The 18,257-nt window shown below is 59.9% G+C and carries 16 protein-coding genes and 2 tRNA genes; 10 read left to right on the forward strand and 8 right to left on the reverse strand.

Annotation, left to right across the window (positions count from 1 at the left end; all coding sequences use genetic code 11):
• Positions 1 to 1,168 precede the first annotated feature (1,168 nt).
• From LAN64_09545 to LAN64_09555, 3 genes are all read left to right on the forward strand, one after another.
• Positions 1,169 to 1,663: a helix-turn-helix domain-containing protein gene (locus LAN64_09545; protein MBZ5568079.1), complete on the forward strand. Its 495-nt coding sequence runs from the start codon at positions 1,169 to 1,171 to the stop codon at positions 1,661 to 1,663.
• Complete coding sequence (locus tag LAN64_09550) at positions 1,627 to 2,850, forward strand: site-specific integrase (GenBank protein ID MBZ5568080.1); 1,224 nt, start codon at positions 1,627 to 1,629, stop codon at positions 2,848 to 2,850. The genes LAN64_09545 and LAN64_09550 overlap by 37 nt, the downstream gene beginning before the upstream one ends.
• A 342-nt stretch (positions 2,851 to 3,192) precedes the next feature.
• Positions 3,193 to 3,282, forward strand: a tRNA-Ser gene (locus LAN64_09555).
• A gap of 204 nt (positions 3,283 to 3,486) precedes the next feature.
• Here LAN64_09555 and LAN64_09560 read toward each other — a convergent pair.
• Positions 3,487 to 5,241, reverse strand: coding sequence for a mechanosensitive ion channel family protein (locus LAN64_09560; GenBank protein ID MBZ5568081.1), 1,755 nt, complete (start codon positions 5,239 to 5,241; stop codon positions 3,487 to 3,489).
• Between the two features lie 213 nt (positions 5,242 to 5,454).
• On the opposite strand from LAN64_09560, the gene LAN64_09565 reads away from it, so the two are divergent.
• Both LAN64_09565 and LAN64_09570 read left to right on the forward strand, forming a co-directional pair.
• Positions 5,455 to 5,625: a hypothetical protein gene (locus LAN64_09565; protein ID MBZ5568082.1), complete on the forward strand. Its 171-nt coding sequence runs from the start codon at positions 5,455 to 5,457 to the stop codon at positions 5,623 to 5,625.
• Between the two features lie 260 nt (positions 5,626 to 5,885).
• On the forward strand, positions 5,886 to 6,284 hold the full coding sequence (locus tag LAN64_09570) for a response regulator (GenBank protein MBZ5568083.1): 399 nt from the start codon (positions 5,886 to 5,888) through the stop codon (positions 6,282 to 6,284).
• A 12-nt stretch (positions 6,285 to 6,296) separates the two neighbouring features.
• On the opposite strand, the gene LAN64_09575 is transcribed toward LAN64_09570, so the two are convergent.
• On the reverse strand, positions 6,297 to 7,580 hold the full coding sequence (locus LAN64_09575; GenBank protein MBZ5568084.1) for an ABC transporter permease: 1,284 nt from the start codon (positions 7,578 to 7,580) through the stop codon (positions 6,297 to 6,299).
• 79 nt (positions 7,581 to 7,659) lie between these two features.
• Positions 7,660 to 8,904: an ABC transporter permease gene (locus LAN64_09580; protein ID MBZ5568085.1), complete on the reverse strand. Its 1,245-nt coding sequence runs from the start codon at positions 8,902 to 8,904 to the stop codon at positions 7,660 to 7,662.
• Between the two features lie 165 nt (positions 8,905 to 9,069).
• On the opposite strand from LAN64_09580, the gene LAN64_09585 reads away from it, so the two are divergent.
• Both LAN64_09585 and LAN64_09590 read left to right on the forward strand, forming a co-directional pair.
• A complete protein-coding gene (locus tag LAN64_09585) occupies positions 9,070 to 10,713 on the forward strand; it encodes a radical SAM protein (protein MBZ5568086.1) in 1,644 nt (547 codons plus the stop codon).
• A 241-nt stretch (positions 10,714 to 10,954) separates the two neighbouring features.
• Positions 10,955 to 12,136, forward strand: a complete 1,182-nt coding sequence (locus tag LAN64_09590; GenBank protein MBZ5568087.1) for a D-alanine--D-alanine ligase — start codon at positions 10,955 to 10,957, stop codon at positions 12,134 to 12,136.
• Positions 12,137 to 12,172: 36 nt separating this feature from the next.
• Here the strand turns inward: LAN64_09590 and LAN64_09595 are convergent, their stop codons facing one another.
• Entirely contained in the window at positions 12,173 to 12,955 is a 783-nt protein-coding gene (locus LAN64_09595; GenBank protein ID MBZ5568088.1) for a hypothetical protein, read from the reverse strand.
• 47 nt (positions 12,956 to 13,002) lie between these two features.
• Positions 13,003 to 13,374, reverse strand: coding sequence for an ACT domain-containing protein (locus LAN64_09600; GenBank protein MBZ5568089.1), 372 nt, complete (start codon positions 13,372 to 13,374; stop codon positions 13,003 to 13,005).
• A gap of 203 nt (positions 13,375 to 13,577) precedes the next feature.
• Here LAN64_09600 and bfr point away from each other — a divergent pair, with 203 nt between their 5' ends.
• Complete coding sequence (bfr, locus tag LAN64_09605) at positions 13,578 to 14,054, forward strand: bacterioferritin (protein ID MBZ5568090.1); 477 nt, start codon at positions 13,578 to 13,580, stop codon at positions 14,052 to 14,054.
• A gap of 381 nt (positions 14,055 to 14,435) precedes the next feature.
• Here bfr and LAN64_09610 read toward each other — a convergent pair whose 3' ends face one another.
• Together LAN64_09610 and LAN64_09615 are read right to left on the reverse strand one after the other, a co-directional pair.
• Complete coding sequence (locus tag LAN64_09610; protein MBZ5568091.1) at positions 14,436 to 14,849, reverse strand: response regulator; 414 nt, start codon at positions 14,847 to 14,849, stop codon at positions 14,436 to 14,438.
• A 313-nt stretch (positions 14,850 to 15,162) separates the two neighbouring features.
• Entirely contained in the window at positions 15,163 to 15,321 is a 159-nt protein-coding gene (locus LAN64_09615; protein MBZ5568092.1) for a hypothetical protein, read from the reverse strand.
• Positions 15,322 to 16,083: 762 nt separating this feature from the next.
• Here LAN64_09615 and LAN64_09620 point away from each other — a divergent pair.
• Positions 16,084 to 16,455, forward strand: coding sequence for a PilZ domain-containing protein (locus LAN64_09620; protein MBZ5568093.1), 372 nt, complete (start codon positions 16,084 to 16,086; stop codon positions 16,453 to 16,455).
• Between the two features lie 105 nt (positions 16,456 to 16,560).
• Here LAN64_09620 and LAN64_09625 read toward each other — a convergent pair.
• Positions 16,561 to 16,637 (reverse strand) — tRNA-Met (locus tag LAN64_09625).
• A gap of 225 nt (positions 16,638 to 16,862) precedes the next feature.
• Here LAN64_09625 and LAN64_09630 point away from each other — a divergent pair.
• The gene (locus LAN64_09630) at positions 16,863 to 18,098 is read left to right on the forward strand and encodes a PDZ domain-containing protein (GenBank protein MBZ5568094.1); all 1,236 of its coding nucleotides are present in this window, start codon (positions 16,863 to 16,865) and stop codon (positions 18,096 to 18,098) included.
• Positions 18,099 to 18,257: the final 159 nt, after the last annotated feature.

An 18,257-nucleotide genomic window follows, 5' to 3' on the forward strand; every position in this document is an offset into this window, starting at 1 on the left:
CAGCTCCTGTAACGTTCCCTTTCCCTTCTCATAGGCCTGCAAAAACTTCCGTCGCAAATCGTTGGAATATGCTCCCGCCATGCCGATGAGCAGAGAATCGCCATCTGTAGTCTACACTATCTTTGAAAATGGTCTAGTCGATGGAGAATGAATGTCAAAGGTAAGTTGGATCAATGCAATTCGGATCAGTCACCATGTCCCTCCATGTGACCATCGCGCTATTGTCGAGGAATTACGCCGACAGTGGCACCCGAACACACCCCCCGAGGATAAGCCCAAGCGCATCGAAGCGGGCGATACTGCTGATTCAGTGACGCGGGTTTGTACGGAGTGTCAGACGACAATCACAGTCACACCGACCACGGTTGTCGAAGTCGATGCTGTCACAGTAGCTCCTTGAAGTTCGCGGGCAGGTTTTCGCCCATTTGCCGCGCTCGCGTAAATGGGAGCAGATTTGTGGTGCGGTCGGTCTGCTCCCTCTCGGGGAAGTTGGGAATGTTGAGCCTCATTCCTTACTTCCCCTTTTTTCTTGGGTGATACATGAGCCCTAGAACAGGCCCCAGAATGAACTTCCGGGGGTACAGTTAAAGTACAGATTAGGTCAACGAGTGATCCAGGCACCTTACGGTATTGGCGGCACCCCCGGAGAGCCCCCTCCCCCCGCCTCGAACCGCCATAGGCTCCCCCTTTTCAGATCGGCTCGCCATCGCGTCACGTTCGGTTATAGGCGTTCGCTGCGGGTTGAATGGTGTTCGGGGATGACCTGAGTAAACATCAACATACGTTGATAATCGAGGGGTCTGATCCATCTTTGGGGGGCTCTTTTATGGCTCATGGATTGGGCGATAGCTCAAAGACAACTCCCCCACAGGCTCGGGGGTTTGCTTAGAGGTTACCTCCGAGCGGCGGGTTTATTGTGCACGTTGTATGCAATCGAGCTGGTAAACAGATATGTTTACAGTCACTTACAGTAATCCAGCGGTCACCGTAACCGCTCATCTGCTGACGGCGACGAAAAAGCCAAAGTGTCTCAAATTGAGACAGCAGCGTGATACGCGGTTTCAACTATGTAGTTTTTACCTGCCCATCGGATTATCACAAACAACCGTGACCCAGATCACTGCAATGCTAACCGGACTAGCGTAATATGCAAGCCCGGTACACATCCATGACGAAAAAGATATCAGAAGAAGCCCGCAAATACCTGCGGTCGATTGCACGGCGCGGCGGGAAGAAGCGGGCCGCGTCATTGAACGAGTTCGAGCGTAGTCAACTGGCAACTAATGCGGCCAATGCGCGATGGACGAAAGAGAATCACCGCATCGCAGAGGACACCGCGCAAGTGGTCAAGCGGGTAATTGACCGGCTGGAAGAAATCAGACAGCGGGAACCTGCGGCAGTGATCCGCTATACCGGGCCGTTCCCGCCTGAGATTGTGACCGGCCCCACAATGTTCGAGCAAGGCGACGTGATCCTGAGCCCTGAAGGACTCGCGGAATGGCTGCAAATTCCGCTGTCAACGGTGCGCGACCTTTGCCGAGCACGATCACAGAAACGCGACCGATATCCGCTGCCATTTTTCAAGCTGGGGAAGCGGGTACGGTTCACTAAAAGGCAGGTGTTGGAATGGCTCTCGAAATTGGAACAAGCGCGAAAGAGTTAATCAGAAGTCGGGGCCGCCGTCGCAAACAACATCGCGTCGGTTGCGTGGTCAAGATAGGCGCGTCGTGGTACGTGCGCTATTACACGGGCCGTATGGTTCAGCATACAAAACGCGACGGCAGCACGGCGACAGTACGTGAACTGAAAAACCATCCGCTCGGGTCAGTATCAGAACTGACAAAAGATCAAGCACGCGGCGCGGCTGAGAGCTATCTCAAGCCTCTAATCTCAGCGCGTGGTGTGCAATCCTCCAATCTGACTGTAGGTCAATACTACACGGATGTGATTCTCGAATGGTGGAAGCGAAACCTGAAGCCCTCCACGTTGTACGGATATGAGAAAAATTGGCGACTCTATATTGAGCCTGAGATGGGAGAGCGGCCTATTGCGGAATTCACCACGGTTGACGGTGGCAACTTTCTTGACAGGCTTATCCGCAAGGGGCTGAATAGTACAACAGTTGCTCACGTTCGTAATACAGCCAATCGCATCTTTGCTCATGCCGCGACAAAGGGAGTCATTGCAGCGAATCCGTTCGCGGGAGCAGTAATGACCGAGAAAGCCAAACCGCCCCAGCGGACATATAAATATTCGATGTTGGAAGTACATGACATTCTGCTGGCATTGCGGGGGAATCTCAAAGCACAATCGGCTGTGGGGCTATGTTTCTTTGGGGGTCTTAGACCTGGAGAGGCGCGGGCGACAAGGTGGGAGAACTATGACGGCGCGACACTGAAGGTTGAGCAATCGGCTTGGAGAAAGCACGTCACGCCGCCAAAGACACGGGAATCCGTTGCGGTAATTCCTGTTCTCGCGCCCTTGCGCGAATTGCTCTCCCGTTTGCATGAGGAACAAGGGAACCAGACCCAGGGCTGGATTCTGTGCGGGGAAAATGGTGCGCCATTGAACCTCGAAATGTTGGCGCGAAACACAATCAAACCGCTACTTAAGTCGGCGGGGATTGAGTGGCACACGTATTACGCTTGTCGGCGCGGTTGCGCGACTGTGGCGACCGACGCCATCAAAGACCCAGTCGGCGCGGCGGGGATGCTGCGGCAAAAAGGAATCGAAACAGCAGCGCGGTTCTACATCGGGACTCAGAGCGAAAGCACAATGCGGGCAATGGCTGAGTTTGAGCGGCTGTATTCGACGGTTGAAAAACAATTGCCCGCTTCAATCTCTGTGTGAAAAGGTGGTCAAAATGAAGTACGAAGTCATGCACACGCGAATTAGGTGTTTGACGTGCGGTCTCATCCAGGATTGCAATGGCATGAGGACAGCAGAGAACGAACGAGACGCGCACGAATTTGGACACTTACATCCGACTGTCATTCAGTGCCGCGTAGGGAGGCAGCGGCGTTGGGTTACGGTGACCGCCACACTAAGCGATGATGGTTGGATTCCGTACACAGACCCGGAAGACTACGGCCACACTTGTCGGGACATTAGCCGTTAGTATGCACGCCGTATGCACGGAAACGTCAAATTATGCACGGGAAATCAGCGCAAGTGATTGATACAATTGAGTTCGGAGAGGTGCGTGAGCGGTCGAAACGGGCGGTCTTGAAAACCGCTGAGCCCGAAAGGGTTCCGGGGGTTCGAATCCCTCCCTCTCCGCCAGCTTTTGACCACGGGTCCTTCGTCGGCTCAGGATTTCGCCTGCGGGCTCCCGCTCGCTTGACGTCCCCGACGAGCCCTGGGGCCCGTTCGCGCGCGGCGTCAAGAACGCAAGGCTTCGGTCGTCAAGCTTCAGGCTTCAGGCGGAGAGCGTAATCGCTCGCGCTTGCGGCCTGAAGCCGGAGCCTGGAGCCTGGTGCCTGACATTCACTCCGGCTCGCTCGCGCGCGCTTTTTGAGGTGCGCCCTTACCGTGCAGCAGCTCGACGATGGCGCGATACAGCCGGGCGCGCATTTCGTAGCGTTCGGATGCCCGCGTGATGTAGCGCACCATGATGTTCACGCCCATGTTGGTCGGCTTCACGTTGATCGCCGGCGCCGCCGAGAACGCCTGCAGCGCGTGACCGCGTGCCACCCGCTGCCATTCCTGCTCCGCCTGACGGACGTTGGCTTCCGTCTCCGCCAACACCTGATCCTGCACCGACTTCAGCACCGGATACGGATCTTCTCCGCTGGGCACGAGCACTTCAATTTCGTCCCACATCCACTGGCCCGTGGTGGAGAAGTTGAAGTAGTGCCCTTCAATGGCAAAGCTGTTGACGAAGGCCACTTTCCTGCCCGTCGGATGTCCAGCGTCGCTCCACTGCCCGGTCTCCAGCAGAACGGTGCGCAGCAGGCCGATCTCCACCACCTCGCCGCCAATTCCGTTGATCTCGACCCAGTCGCCGACGCGAATTCCGTTTTTGCCCATGAGCACGAACCAGCCGAAGAAGGCGACGATGAAATCCTTCAGCGCCACGGTCAGGCCCGCGCCCGCCAGCCCGATGACGGTCGTCATCTGGCCCGGCGCGCCCACGATCACCATCACGATCAGCAGCAGCGCCAGCGCCTGCACCGCGAACCGCGCCACGAAGTGCAGGCTGCGCAGGCGCTTGCGGTCCGGTGTCAGCGAGGCGCTGAAGCGCCCGAGGCCCGCCGTCGCCAGCAAGGCGCCCAGCACGATGAGCAGAATCCACAGCACACCCTGGATCATCCCGTGCACGCTGGCACGCTGCTGCACGGCCACCACACCGGCCCAGTCGCGGTATATATCGCCCAACTCCTGCTCGTTCTGGATGCGCTTGCCGTAGTCGGCGAGGCTCCTTGTGTCTTCGCCCAGCCGCCGCACTGCAGTGACCGCAGCGCTCAGTCCCGCCGATGCCCCGGACTTCTGCTGGTTGATGCGCGACTCCAGATCGTCGTGTGCCTTGGTCAACTCGGCCGCCGCCCTCTCCGCTTCCTGGGACGCCGCCGCCAACTGAAGCTGCTTGCCGCGCAGCAGCTTCCAGTACCGCAAGTGCGACGCCAGCGGCCACGATTCCGGCAGCGGCGGCGCGTTGGGCAGCGCGAAGGCGGTAGTGTGCGTGGCCACGTGCTCATCCAGTAACCGCTTCAGCGCGCCTTGCTGATCGCCGCCCTTGCGCAGCAGATCCTGCTTGGCGTCGGCCACCTCCTCCTGGTCGAGCGCCAGTTGCGCCTGCGCCAGTTGAATCAACTGCTGCACCTCCGGATCATCCTTCGCCTTGGACTCCTGCAGCGCCGCAATCGTGTCCTGGTCGGCGGCGACGCTGGTCTCCGCCTCCTTCAGGAGCGCGGTGATCTTGCGGGTTTCCTCGGTCGGAGGAGCGGGATGCGCCACGGCGTCGCGCAACGAGATCGCGAATGCCAGGTCCACCGCGTCATCGGCAACATTCAGCGCGCGCCGCGCCGGCGGATGTTCTTCCCGGGTCCAGGCCTGCGCCGCCAGCGCCCGCGCCGTCTCCAGCGGCTTCTGGTCCACCAGGTTGCGCCGCCACATGCCCGGGCGCGAGTTGCGAAAACGGCTCACCGCCGGCCCGTTAGAACGCGTCAGTACCCACGCCGTCAACGCCGCCACCGTGACCGCCAGCCACACGCCAAGGATCAGCTTTTGCTTGCGCATCATCGTTGCCCGCGATTCCGCGCCTCGGAAGGGCGCCGCAAAGAACTTCCTAATCTTGCCATTCCGAAAGGCTTTGCCCCGAGGAAACTGTTTTTCCGGGCTTGGCATCTATGCTATTTACTTTCTCACGGGAAAGTACGAGCATATATGTTGCTCTCTGGCCCAATCCAGAACTCCAGGTATGCCGTGCTAGTGCGCTTGCTCATAATCTGTTTGATGCTGAGTTTTACCGTGAGCTTGAGCGGGCGAGGACGTACGCGCGGCTATCAGGCCGGCGGCGGCATTCATCGCAACCAGCCCAAGCAACGCACCAAGAAAGACAAGCAGCCGAAGAAGCCTTCCCCTCCGCCCGAAATCAAAACCGTTCAGCTAAAACCGAGCAACTAAACGAGGCAGGACCTCGACCCATTCCGCGCAACTCGGATCTCACAACCCACGCAATCCGCCGTTCCTTCACCGGATCGAGACCGCCCTATGGCGCCTTCAGGGCGAACACGTCGATCGCGAGTTTGCGCCCGAAGGACGGAGATGCGGCCATGGAGGGCCTCCAGGACTAGCGAGTGGCGTTTGGGACGAGTCGCTGCGGCGTGACCAGAGAAACGTGCAACTCATTTTCGCTTAAACGCAGACACAAAGAAAGCCGCAACATGGACGCGCACATCCTCATCGTCGACGACGAACAAGCTGTTTTCTCCATGCTCAAGGCCGTATTCGAATCCGAGGGATACACGGTCACCACCGCCTCCTCCGGCGCGCAAGCCTGCTGCCTGCTCGCCGTCCAGACTTTCGACGTGGTGCTGACCGACATGCGGATGGAATCCGACAACGCCGGCTTCGACGTGGTCCGCGCCGCCCGCAAGCGCTCCGCTGGCAGCGTCATTGTGATCCTCACCGCCTTCCCTTTGCTCGCCCAGGATTGGCGCGCCGCCGGTGCCGATGCCGCCTTCACCAAGCCCTCCAACATGGCCGCCCTGCTCACCGCCATCCGCGAGCTCCTGGACCAGCACGGCCGGCTGTCAACTCTCTCCCCTGACACCGCCAGCTAGTCTGACTTTGATTCACTCGTAGCGCAGGGCTTCCACGGGATCCAGCTTGGAGGCTTTCCACGCGGGATACAGGCCAAAAAAGAGGCCCACGCTCATGGAACTGATGACGCCCAGGAGGACGGCCCATATCGGCACCGAGGACGGCAGCTTGGGCATGGTCATGTTGATGACGACGCTGATTCCGATGCCGAGCAGCACGCCGATGGCGCCGCCGGCGAGGGTGAGGGTGATGGCCTCGGTGAGGAACTGGCGGATGATATCGCGGCGGCGGGCGCCCATTGCCTTGCGCACGCCGATCTCGCGGGTACGCTCGGTGACCGACATCAGCATGATGTTCATCACGCCAACGCCGCCTACCAGCAGCCCGATGGAACTGACCACCACGGTAACCAGCGCGATGGCGCCCATGATCTGGCGGAACTGTGCCGCCATGGCCTCGGCCGAGCTGACGGAGAAATTGTCCGGTTTGTCGAACGGCACATTCCGGCGGCGGCGCAGCAGACCGCGCACTTCGTCTTCGGCAGCCGCTTTTTGTCCGGGATAAGCCTCGACCCCGATAAAGTGCTCGTCGTAGTTCGGGTGGTGCTTACGGTAGCTGTGGTACGGAACCTGGATGGTCTTGTCGGCCGCTTCATCGCGGAAGAACTGGCCCTTGCGCTTCTCCAGCACGCCGATGACTCGATACTGCACGCCGTCGACGGTGATTTCCTTGCCCAGCGGATCTTCGCCCTGGAAGAGGCCCTCCTGGAGGTCATAACCGATGACCGCCACGTCCATGCGGTGCAGGTCTTCGCCGTCGTTGAAGAAGCGCCCCTTGATGACATGCGCGTTGTACACCTCGGCCCAGCTGGGTACCGTACCGTTGTGATCGACGTTAAAAACCTCGTTGCCCTTGTAGCGCGCGCTCATCGGGCCGCTGCGGCGGTCGAAGCGCGGGAAAATCTCGACCGTGGTGTTCTTGACCGCCGGGCATTCCTCCTTGATGGCGAGCGCGTCCTCCAGGGTGAGTGGTTTGCGCATGCGCTCCTCGGCGGAACGACGTCCGACGTGGAACCCGATGTCCCAGCGGAAGACAAACAGGGTGTTGGGGCCGAAGTCTTCCAGAAAGCTGCGCACGTCTTGATCAAGGCCGACGACGATGGAGCCGACGGCGATCAGCGCGGTCACGCCAATCATGACGCCCAGCACCGTGAGCAGGGACCGTCCCTTGTGCTCGCGCAGGGTGGTGAACGCCATGCGCGCGTTCTCGCCCAGTTGGAAGTGTGGGAGCAACGATTTGTGGTTGCCGTTGGGCATATCTTTGTGGCTGCGTGGTCCGTAGCCCATAGTTCGCAGCCTCTTGACTACCGACTACGGGCTGCCGACGACCATTCGTTTAAGTTTCAAACCTCAGGGCCTCGATCGGATCGAGCTTTGCGGCCTTGCGCGCCGGATAAATTCCGAAGAACAGGCCAACCGCGGTGGATACGGTGAGCGCCACAATCACGGCCGAGAGCGGCACCGCCATCGGGACCGACGTGGTATTGCGCACGATCACGGCGCCGAGCCAAGCGACGGTGACGCCCAGCAGGCCGCCCACGGCCGCCATGACCGAGGATTCGACCATGAACTGCATCAGGATGTCGCGGCGGCGCGCGCCGATGGACTTGCGCACGCCGATCTCGCGGGTACGCTCGGTGACGCTGGCCAGCATGACGTTCATGATAACCACCCCCCCGATCACCAGGAATACGCTGACGATGCCAATCATGCTGGAGGCGAGTACCGCGGTCAGCTTATTCCATAGTCCCATGATGGTGTCGGAGGAGATGATGCCGAAGTTGTCTTCGGCGCCCGGACTGAGGTGCCGCCGCGCCCGCATCAGGGCGCGGACCTCGTCCTTGCTTCGCTCCATCCACTCTGCGCTCCGGCACTGCACGTTGACCGACAGGCTGGAGTCGTGGCCGTAGTGCTTGAGATAGGTTTGAATTGGCAGGTAGACGAAATTGTCCTGCGACTGCCCGAGCACGGTGCCGATGGATTTTGCCGTGCCGACAATCTCGTATTCCTGGCCGTCCACCGTGATGATCTTGCCGATGGGATCCAGGCTGGGGAATAGCCGGTTGGCGGTCTCGCTGCCGGTGAAGGCCGTCATGGCACGGTGTTCATTATCGGCATCGGAGATGTAACGGCCGGTCTGCGGCTCCTCGACGTCCATCTGCCCGATGTTGGCGGTAACGCCGCGGATGGAGACGTCCTCCAGGCTATCGGCGCCGCTTTTCACCTTGCCGTTCTTCCTGACCTCGACGCCGACCTGGAGGGGCAGGCGCAGGCCGGCGCGCAGCGCCTCGTAGTCTTCCCACTCGATTTTGCGGTTGCGGCGCTGCGCCTTCACGAAATCGGCGGCGTTGGTGATGATGGGAAACTGGTGGACCAGGAAAACGTTGGAACCCATGTTGGCCACCCGGTCGGCGATGTAGCGGTTGGTGCCTTCGATGACCGCCACCACCAGGATGAGCGTTGAAACCGACAGGATGATTCCCAGCAGCATGAGGAAGGAGCGCAGCTTGTGGGCGCGCATGGTTTGCAGCGCCACCAACACCGGTTCGCGCACACGAAAGCCGCCTGGCAGGTTGCTCACACTGCAGGATACGTCAATTGCGGCGGCGAAGTTTCGGGAAAATCGGAGGGTTGCGCGTCACACTCCATTGTGACAACGAGATTTTCCGCTTGGGCGGGAGGGCGCGAGCGCATATCGTTAAGTCATTGCCAGTGCAAGAGATTCCCACTTGATTAGGAGCGATTAGTGGAAACCCACCCCCAGGGCTCTCGGGCCAAAGTGTTGCTCACTTCCGTATTCGGGCCTTACGCGCAGGACGACGAGTTCGGCAGCCGGGCCATCAACCCGATGGAGCTGTACCACAACCAGGTGACGCGGGCGCAGGGCAGCTTCTCGCTGCGCATGTTCCATCGTTCCTGGGGGATCATGCTGATCCAGCACAATATCACTGCGCCCTGCACGGTGCTGGATTTCCCCACCCTCGATCACTTCAAGCGCGAGCTGACGACGCAACACTACGACATTGTCGGGATTTCGTCCATCATTCCCAACTTCGGCAAAGTGCGCGAAATGTGCCGTCTGGTGCGCGAGCTGTCGCCCCAGTCGCAGATCATCGTCGGCGGGCACGTCGCCGCCATTCCCGACATTGAGAAGATGCTGGACGCCGACCACATCGTCAAGGGCGAGGGCATCGCGTGGATGCGCCGGTATCTCGGCGAGGACGAGAAAGCGCCCATCCAACATCCGCCGATCATGTCGGCCTTTCAGTTGCGCGTGATGGGGTTGCGCGTGCCGGAATCGAAGCGCACCACCGCGGCGACCATCATCCCGTCGGTGGGCTGCCCGATGGGCTGCAACTTCTGCACTACCTCGGCGTTCTTCGGCGGCAAGGGCAAGTCCGTGAACTTCTACGAGACCGGCGATGAGCTGTTCGAAGTCATGTTGCAGGCAGAAGCCGCGATGAACACCCGCTCGTTCTTCATCATGGATGAGAATTTTTTGCTCAACCGGCCGCGTGCGATGCAATTGCTGGCCCGCATGAAGCAGGAGAACAAGCCGTGGGCCCTGTACGTGTTCTCCTCGGCCAACGCGATCCGCAAGTACACCATGCGGGAACTGGTCGAGCTGGGCGTGTCGTGGGTCTGGATGGGACTGGAGTCCGAGCAGTCCGGCTACGCCAAGCTCAACGGCGCCGATACGCTGCAGTTGACGCGGGAGCTGCACCAGCACGGCATCAAGACGCTGGGCTCCACCATCGTGGGCATGGAGCATCACACGCCGGAGAATATTCGCGGTGAGGTGGAGCACGCCATCGCGCATCAGACCGACTTCCACCAGTTCATGCTGTACACGCCGGTGCCGGGCACGCCGCTGTTCCAGCAGATGACGGAGGAAGACCGCATGCTCGACGTGGACTTGGCCGACATCCACGGGCAGTACAAGTTCAATTTCCAGCACGCGGCGATTTCACGCGACGACTCGAAGATATTTCTCGACTGGGCGTTCTGGCGGGACTTCGAGCGCAATGGACCCAGCGTCTTTCGCATCTGCCGGACGATGCTCCAGGGCTGGATGCGCTACAAGAATTACCACGACGCGCGGGTTCGCGCCCGCTTCGAGTGGGAAGTGAAGCAGTTGAAGGTCGCCTACAACGCCTCGCTGTGGGCCATGGAAAAGCGGCTGAAGCACGCCAATGAGAGCATCAGCCAGCAGATCCGGACGCTGCGCAAGGAAGTGGAGAAGGAATTCGGCCTCGCCGCGCTGAGCGCGCGCGCGTTTTTGGGCCCGCTGCTGCTGTGGGCATCGAAGCGCGAGGACAAGCGCCTGGCCAAGGGCCAGACCTACGAGCCGCCGACGATTGTGGAGCGTCGCAACTGGTCGGAGGCGTGAAGAGGTCGATAGTCGATGGCCGGCGGTCGATGGCCGATTGCGAGTAAACGCTGCTTCCCAGCATCAAACGTGGAGTATCTTCCACGGCCATGAAGCTTGCGCTGCCACAATGCCCAGGCTTTCTCGTATGCATGAGATGGCCTGCCGCTAGCCACGCCCTTTGCGCCATCGACCCTAGGCCATCGACCATCGACTATTCCCAGCCATTGCCTTCCCGCCGCACTCGATTTATGTTCCCTGCATGGCGAAAACGATTCGTGTAGGTGTGCTGTTCGGCGGGCGCAGCGGTGAGCACGAAGTGTCGTTGCTGTCGGCCGCGTCGGTAGTGGAAGCGATTGACAAGAGCAAGTATGAGGTCGTGCCCATCGGCATCACCAAGGACGGCCGCTGGCTGACCGCCGACCACGCCGAGCGGCTGTTGCGCGGCGAGCATAAGGAAGAGCGCCACCTGCGCGCCGGGGATCCGGAAAGCACGCCCGGAGCGGCGCTGCTGGCGAAAGGCGAGTCGGTGATGGTGCCGCCGGTGCCAGGACGCGAACTGGAACCCTTCGAGGTGGATGCCCCGCACCGGAGAGCCAGCGACCGCGCGATCAACGTCGACATCATCTTTCCGGTACTGCACGGGACCTTCGGCGAGGACGGAACCATCCAGGGATTGCTGGAGCTGGCGGACATTCCGTACGTCGGCGCGGGCGTGCTTGGCTCCGCCGCCGGCATGGACAAGGACGTAATGAAGCGCCTGTTCAAGCAGGCGGGGCTCGCTATGGTGAAGCACATCACGGTGCTGCGCTCGCAGTGGGAGCAAGACCCGAAGAAGGTGCGGCGCCAGATCGAGAAAGCGCTCAAGTACCCGGTGTTCGTGAAGCCCGCGAACCTCGGCAGTTCAGTGGGAATTTCCAAAGTGCATGATCGCGGCGAAATCGATGGGGCGATGAAGGAGGCGGCGAAGTTCGACCGCAAGATCATCGTCGAGCAGGGCGTCGGAGGAAAGGGCGGGCGGGCGAGAGAGATCGAGTGCTCGGTGCTGGGCAACGACGAGCCCCAGGCGTCGGTGGCGGGCGAGGTCGTACCCGCGGCGGAATTCTACGACTACAACGCCAAGTACATTGACGAAGGATCGAAGCTGATCATTCCGGCGAAGCTGACGCGGGCGCAGCAGAAAAAAGTGCAGGAGATGGCGGTGAAGGCGTTCCTCGCCGTGGATTGCTCCGGGCTAGCGCGCGTGGACTTCCTGATGGACCCGAAGACGAACCGCATTTACGTGAACGAGATCAATACCATGCCGGGCTTCACCTCGATCAGCATGTACCCCAAGCTGTGGGCGGCCTCGGGAATATCGTATCCCGACCTGATTGACCGCTTGATCCACTTAGGGCTGGAGCGGTTCGAGGAGAAGAAGCGGAACCAGTACACCAAGGATTGAGCTTCGCGGACATATCAGGGCAGGGACCGACTGGAATCACGCTCGACGCGGACACCGCGAACGATTTCCGAGCCGCGCAGCACCGTCGCGGGTGGCCTTGAGCGTGTTGATCAGCGACTCCTTGGGTAATTTCTGAATGATCGGCTCGATCACCCACCCCAGCCCGAAGGGTACGTCCCGCGTCAGCGAAAGGGCGCGACACTCAACGTACACACCTTCCTCGCGCTCCTGAAATCGCCAGTAGGAATGCAGACGCCACAGGAATCCATGGCCCGTATCAGGTGGCTGCACTCGTTCCTGAGCGGTACCCGCCCCCTCCACTTCAGCAACCCGCGTCGTGTTCGAGCGGCAAATCCAGTGCCTTGGGTCCACGGGACGGTAATGCACTTCGTGATCTGTGTCGAGCACCACGGTCATGATTCTTTTCTTGAGAAGTCGCAAGTAAATTTGGAAATCGTTGCCTTGCCGGCTAATCAGTTTCGAGGCAATCACCTCGGGCTTGTAGATGTTCTTGTGATTATCGTAGTTCTGTACCAGCGCCAGCACGTCTTTCGCCGTCGCACCGGAAATCAAGGCCGCGCCAATCCAGTCATGGATCAAGCCGCTGGGGACTTTGACCGGCCCCTGACCCGACCAGAATTCCGCCACAATCTCTCCGGCTTGGACGCGCTGGGCTCGCGCGGGAGTTGCGTCCGACCACAGAAACGGTTCGCCACCCCCCAGATTCTGTTCCATGGCCGCTTCGGCATCGCGAACGTAGGAAGCGAAATTCTCCAGTGTCTTTTGTTTCAGAGTTACCGGAGCGACAGTCGACGCCATGGCGCGTGATCCAATTCGAATCGTGTCATTCCCCTGGCGGGCAGGAATTACGCGCCGGGTTGCGAAACACTCACGACCAGCATCGCCTTCCTGGCGCCCTTCGGCGCGGTGGCGTACGCAAAGTCGATGTTGATGCCCTTCTTTGCCAGCTTCCCGGTTGCCTCTGCCAGAGCCCCTGGTTTGTTGTTGAGTTCAAACTGCTCCAATGTCCCTTCGGTGTAGGACGTACCCGCCTGCTTGAGTGCTTTTTTTGCTTTGTTGACGTTGTCCACGACCACCTGCGCCGAGCCTTGCGTCCCAGCGGTGCTGCCCAGTAAGGCCACGATATTCACCTTCGCATCGGCCAGGACTTGGGCGACCTGAGCCAGTGCTCCGGGCTGATTCTCCAAAGCGACGGTTAGCTGTTTCACTTTCGCCATGCGTAACCTCCACGCAGCCAGTTGAGGCTGTGATTGTGATTGATTGACCGGGAATTGTGCGCACCCGCGCCGTCTTTGGCAAGGACTTTCGGCGTGGGTTCCCGGCCGCTGGTAGCCTCGCGTGTCCTCAGCGCATCGGCCCGTGAAGCAGCTTCGATGTAAAATGCTGGCGAATCCAGCATTCATATCGGACGGAGCGAGCGATGCGCGGAAGCGAGAAAGTGATTGAGCAGTTGAATGCGGCTCTGAGCGCAGAGTTAACGGCTATCGTGCAATGCATGACCCAGTCCGAGATGTGCCAACACTGGGGCTACAAGCAGCTTGGCGACCGCACCAAAGCACGAGCCATCGAGGAGATGAAGCACGCCGAGGGACTGACCGAGCGCATTATTTTTCTCGGCGGCACACCCGCCATCGAGGTTGGGCTAAAACCGCAACTCGGCAGCAACGTGCAGCAGCAAATGGCCATTAACCTCAAGGACGAACAGGATGCGGTGAGCCAATACAACCAAGCCGTGAAGATCTGTTTCGAGGCCAGGGACGAAGGTTCCAAGGTTTTATTCGAGCGAATGATTCAGGACGAAGAGCGGCACGCGGACTACCTGGAGGCCCAAGTTCATTCCATCGAGGAAATGGGCATTGCCAACTACCTCGCACAGCAGTTGCAGGGCGGCGCATGACCTTGCATCGCCAAGTCCAATGGAACTGATAGATCGGTTCAAATTTTCCGCACAAGGGCGGTGTCCATGGCGCTTCCGCTATCCGACGAAATCCGCTCTCTGCTCGATGGCCCCAACTTCGCCCATGTGCTATTGCGGTAGGAAAAGGCTCCGGCGGCGTTCGGTGGCAAGTCGGGTAGATTAGTGACACTCGTGAATAACTTGCCAAGCGCGGCAAGAAACTTCTATTCGCTTAAGCTGCTGACACCATAAAAAACTTCGTCACACCGGTGATGTGATTGTCGTCACAATGGCTGCGCCAACATATGCCACCGAATTGAGCCCGAGAACCGAGAGCAGCCCAGCTACAACGCACCCGACCGCGCCTGAGTAAACACAGCATCAAGCGGAATCGCGGTGCTTCCAATTCCCGAACCAGCGATCAAAGAACGGAAAACGAACGTTGAGCAGGTGGTCGAGAACCTCTGGCAGCCGGGCGGGCACATCGTTTTTCGGCACTACTGCGTCTGCTGCCGAGAATTTGCCGAGGGGAATGCTCGCGGAATGGCATACCAGCAGTACGGGGACGTGAGGCTTGATGTCCTTCATACGGCGCACCGCGGCGCCAGGCCCCATTCCGGGCGCTTCGAGGTCGAGGATGATGGCATCAACCGGTTTCTTCCTGAGCACTGAGTAACCTTCGCGCTCGCTGGTCACGGTTATCACTTTATAGCCGTGGCGTTGGAGCAGCCTCTGCTGCCCCGATCCTCCCAAGCTATTGTCAATGCAGAGGATAATTGGGTATCGTCCGGACACGGGGCTCCCTCCTCAAAAGTCTTTGAGTTGCTTGCGGCGGAAGAATCCGCTCTTGGGAACCAACAGCATCCAACGTGCCAAAAGCTCGGTGTGGCACAGCCACGCCGCTTCCCACCGAGGTCGAAGCTTGTCGCGAACAGCTTGCGGGGCTACGAGGCCAGATTCACAGTTCTTTCCAGAAGCCCGCCCTGCTGCAGGGGTGAAAATTGTTCACGAGCGGAAGGATTTGTTTCCAGGGTGGGAGGCTAAGGTAAACAGCGGCAATTGGTGACCGGATGGGGCAGTCAGAGGATCGCTCGTGGCAGTGACACCTCTAAGCTGCGCGGCGAGGCTGTTCCTGCTCGTCTTGTGGCTTCCGTCTTGCTATGCGGTCGTCGAGGTACGCGATTATTCCGCCCGCGAGGATGACTAGGGCGGCGATGAGCAAGAGGCTGGGATCGTCCACCCGGAGGAACGCTGCTCCGATCACCATACTGCCCCCTAATGGTCTGCGGCAGTCAGAGGCTGGGCAGAACCGTCGCAAGCATGGGGAGAAAACCGGGCGCTGGATGGCCGCTCACTCGTTCATTGCGAAGACGCGCCAGATATCCAACCGGCGTAAAGGGTCATCCGACCCCATGAGTGACCAGACCGTGTCCGAACGCCCAGTCCAAGATGATCTTACTGCTTCTTCAATCCAGCAGTGCAACCGCAACGGTTGAAGTAGTCGATTTTGATTCCCAAAATGGCGCACTAACCCAACGGCCCAAGCAGACTTGCTGTATCTTCAGGAAGAGCTATGCCCCTCGCCCGCTCCACCGAAACCCCGCTGCCGCGTCGATCTCAATGGCATCGCCAGCAACAGCCAGTTCGCGCAGCAATCCCTCTACATCGCGCTGGCTCAAGAAAAATCCTTGTTGGGCTAGTTGCAAATCTACATCGGCTGCGGTGAGTGGAATAAATCGTCCCGCCGGCGAGCGGGCGTTTTGCAGCAGGTGGCGGCAGGCTTGGGTCGCAGAGGAAAATTCCGTGCTGCGGGGAGGAATGCGTGCTGGAATCCGCCCGGACATAGAGCATCTTGTACGACGGTTTCCAGCGTGCGTCAATTCCCCAACATTAGTGCAGGTGCAGGGTGGCCTTACTGCACCGCTTGGAGGCGCGGCGTGGGGTCGCCGATGGGGCGTGAATCTCGCAGTGTCATCACTTCCGTAATCTTCCGGTGCCTCGGGGAAGGCGTAAGTTGTAAGGAACGGTTATGGGTATCCAAGTCATTCTGCCTCAACAAGGCTATGAGCCAGTCCGCCGATGGGCGCGCTACAGAATCGATGTCCCCGTTCGCCTGATCGCCCAGCGACCCACGAAGGTGGCCATTGTGCCCGGTCGTGGCAGAGAACTGAACCGCGGCGGGATGGCCGTCTTTGCTGGGGTCGAACTGTCTATCGACGAGGTAGTTGCGGTCGAGTTCACACCGCCCTACGCAGGGCAGCCTATCAGGGCCAGGGGCTTCGTTCGGAATCGTGCCGGCTACACGTACGGGATCGAGTTCATCACCGAGAACGATGCCGACTACAGGAACGTGGGGCAGCTAGAATCCATTCTCCAGATTCTCGGCTCGGTGGCGAACTGAGGCGCAGGACGCAGAAGATCGGCGCCGCTAACGCCGCGCCGAAATCACATTCAACACGAGTGCCGCGATTTTCTGGCACTACTCTCATTCCCAAGGGGTTGGGGATGGTGGCGGCGGTTGGACTCGAACCAACGACCTAGGGATTATGAGACCCTCGCTCTAGCCACCTGAGCTACACCGCCACATAGGAAGTCGCGCCCAGCGGCGCGCCAACAGGAGGCCGCTTACGATTCTAAGAGGCGCGTGGAAACAGTGTCAAACCGCGGCGCACCGGCGCCGCCCATGGTCGCGAAAGGACAGGGACAAAAGAGCGCGCCTCTACGCTCCTGTCCAGCATCCAAACACGGGTATAATGAGCTGTCGCGGCTCGTTAGCAATCTCACCCGAATCGCAGGTGGCGGAGTTTCATGTCCAAGAAGGTTAAGGCGGTAATTCTGAGCGTTTCCATCGCAATCGTGCTGTTCACGATCGCGGGCGGGCTGGGCGTGCGCGCTGCCTCCAACGACGGAGCATATCGCCAGTTGGGCGTGTACAGCGAAGTGCTGTCGCGCATTCGCAGCGAGTACGTCGAGGAGCCCAACATCCCGCAGGTCACCGACGGAGCACTGCACGGGTTGCTGGAATCGCTCGACCCAAACTCCAGCTACCTGACCCCGGCCGAGTACAAGAAGTACCGTTCGCGCAAGGGCGATGCCAGGGGGCAGATCGGGGCCGCGATTTCCAAGCGCTTCGGCTATGCCGCGGTGATCTCGGTCATCCCCGGCGGGCCGGCCGACAAGGCAGGTATCGAGAGTGGCGACATCTTTGAGGCCATCGAGGGCCGCACCACGCGCGAGATGTCGCTGGTGGAAGTCCAGTCGTTGCTGGCAGGCGAGCCGGGTTCGAACGTCAACGTTTCGGTGGTGCGCGCGCGCAGGGCGGAACCTCAGAAGGTGACGATCACGCGCAACCTGGTCACCATCCCGCCGGTGACCGACAAGAGCCTGGAGGACGGGATCATCTACATCAAGGTGGACGCGTTCAACAAGGGCAAGGCGCAGGAGATTTCGAACAAGCTCAAGGCAGACCAGCAGAAGGGGGCAAAGAAGATCATTCTCGACCTGCGCGACTGCGCCGAGGGCGACATGCAGGAAGGCATCGCGACCGCGAACCTGTTCCTGAACCACGGCGTCATTGCTTCCCTGCAGGGGCAGCGCTATCCGCGCGAGACGTTCAACGCCGACCTGAATAAGGTGGTCACGGGGTTGCCACTGGTGGTGATGGTGAACCGCGGTACCGCGGGGCCGGCGGAGGTCGCGGCGGCCGCCATCCTGGAAAATGCGCGCGGCGACGTACTCGGCGACAAGACCTTCGGCGTGGGTTCGGTGCAGAAGGTGATCGAGATGCCTGACGGTTCGGCGCTGATTCTGTCGGTTGCAAAGTACTACACGCCCAATGGCAAGGCGATCCAGGACACGGCGATCACACCGAATATCCTGGTGGCCGACAACAACGACGACTTCGTGCTACCGGATGACGAAGACAACTCGGCGCCACCCGACCAAGGCAAGAAGCAGCGCACTCTGCAGAATGACGAGCAACTCAAGCGTGCCATCGAGGTGCTGAAGAACCGCGACGCGAAGGTGGCCAGCGCGGGCAAGTAGAAATCAATACGATGAATCTGTGCGGCCCGGCCACTAGCGGCCGGGTTTTTTCTTTCCTGAGTTGGCTTACATCGGCGTGAATTAAGGTCAGGATGGACCGCACTTCGCGTACAATGAAGACAGCACTTGAGTCGAAGACACACCAGATCCCATCCTTGC

It is taken from the genome of Terriglobia bacterium, assembly GCA_020073185.1.
Classification (GTDB): Bacteria; Acidobacteriota; Terriglobia; order Terriglobales; family Acidobacteriaceae; genus JAIQGF01.

What these genes read in the sequence shown, in the direction of transcription:
- LAN64_09570 (MBZ5568083.1), top strand. Translation starts at nt 5,886, where the DNA reads ATGGACGCGCACATCCTCATCGTCGACGACGAACAAGCTGTTTTCTCC.
- LAN64_09545 (MBZ5568079.1), top strand. Translation starts at nt 1,169, where the DNA reads ATGACGAAAAAGATATCAGAAGAAGCCCGCAAATACCTGCGGTCGATT.
- LAN64_09575 (MBZ5568084.1), bottom strand. Translation starts at nt 7,580, where the DNA reads ATGCCCAACGGCAACCACAAATCGTTGCTCCCACACTTCCAACTGGGC.
- LAN64_09590 (MBZ5568087.1), top strand. Translation starts at nt 10,955, where the DNA reads ATGGCGAAAACGATTCGTGTAGGTGTGCTGTTCGGCGGGCGCAGCGGT.
- bfr (MBZ5568090.1), top strand. Translation starts at nt 13,578, where the DNA reads ATGCGCGGAAGCGAGAAAGTGATTGAGCAGTTGAATGCGGCTCTGAGC.
- LAN64_09595 (MBZ5568088.1), bottom strand. Translation starts at nt 12,955, where the DNA reads ATGGCGTCGACTGTCGCTCCGGTAACTCTGAAACAAAAGACACTGGAG.
- LAN64_09560 (MBZ5568081.1), bottom strand. Translation starts at nt 5,241, where the DNA reads ATGATGCGCAAGCAAAAGCTGATCCTTGGCGTGTGGCTGGCGGTCACG.
- LAN64_09600 (MBZ5568089.1), bottom strand. Translation starts at nt 13,374, where the DNA reads ATGGCGAAAGTGAAACAGCTAACCGTCGCTTTGGAGAATCAGCCCGGA.
- LAN64_09550 (MBZ5568080.1), top strand. Translation starts at nt 1,627, where the DNA reads ATGGCTCTCGAAATTGGAACAAGCGCGAAAGAGTTAATCAGAAGTCGG.
- LAN64_09565 (MBZ5568082.1), top strand. Translation starts at nt 5,455, where the DNA reads ATGCTGAGTTTTACCGTGAGCTTGAGCGGGCGAGGACGTACGCGCGGC.
- LAN64_09620 (MBZ5568093.1), top strand. Translation starts at nt 16,084, where the DNA reads ATGGGTATCCAAGTCATTCTGCCTCAACAAGGCTATGAGCCAGTCCGC.
- LAN64_09630 (MBZ5568094.1), top strand. Translation starts at nt 16,863, where the DNA reads ATGTCCAAGAAGGTTAAGGCGGTAATTCTGAGCGTTTCCATCGCAATC.
- LAN64_09615 (MBZ5568092.1), bottom strand. Translation starts at nt 15,321, where the DNA reads ATGGTGATCGGAGCAGCGTTCCTCCGGGTGGACGATCCCAGCCTCTTG.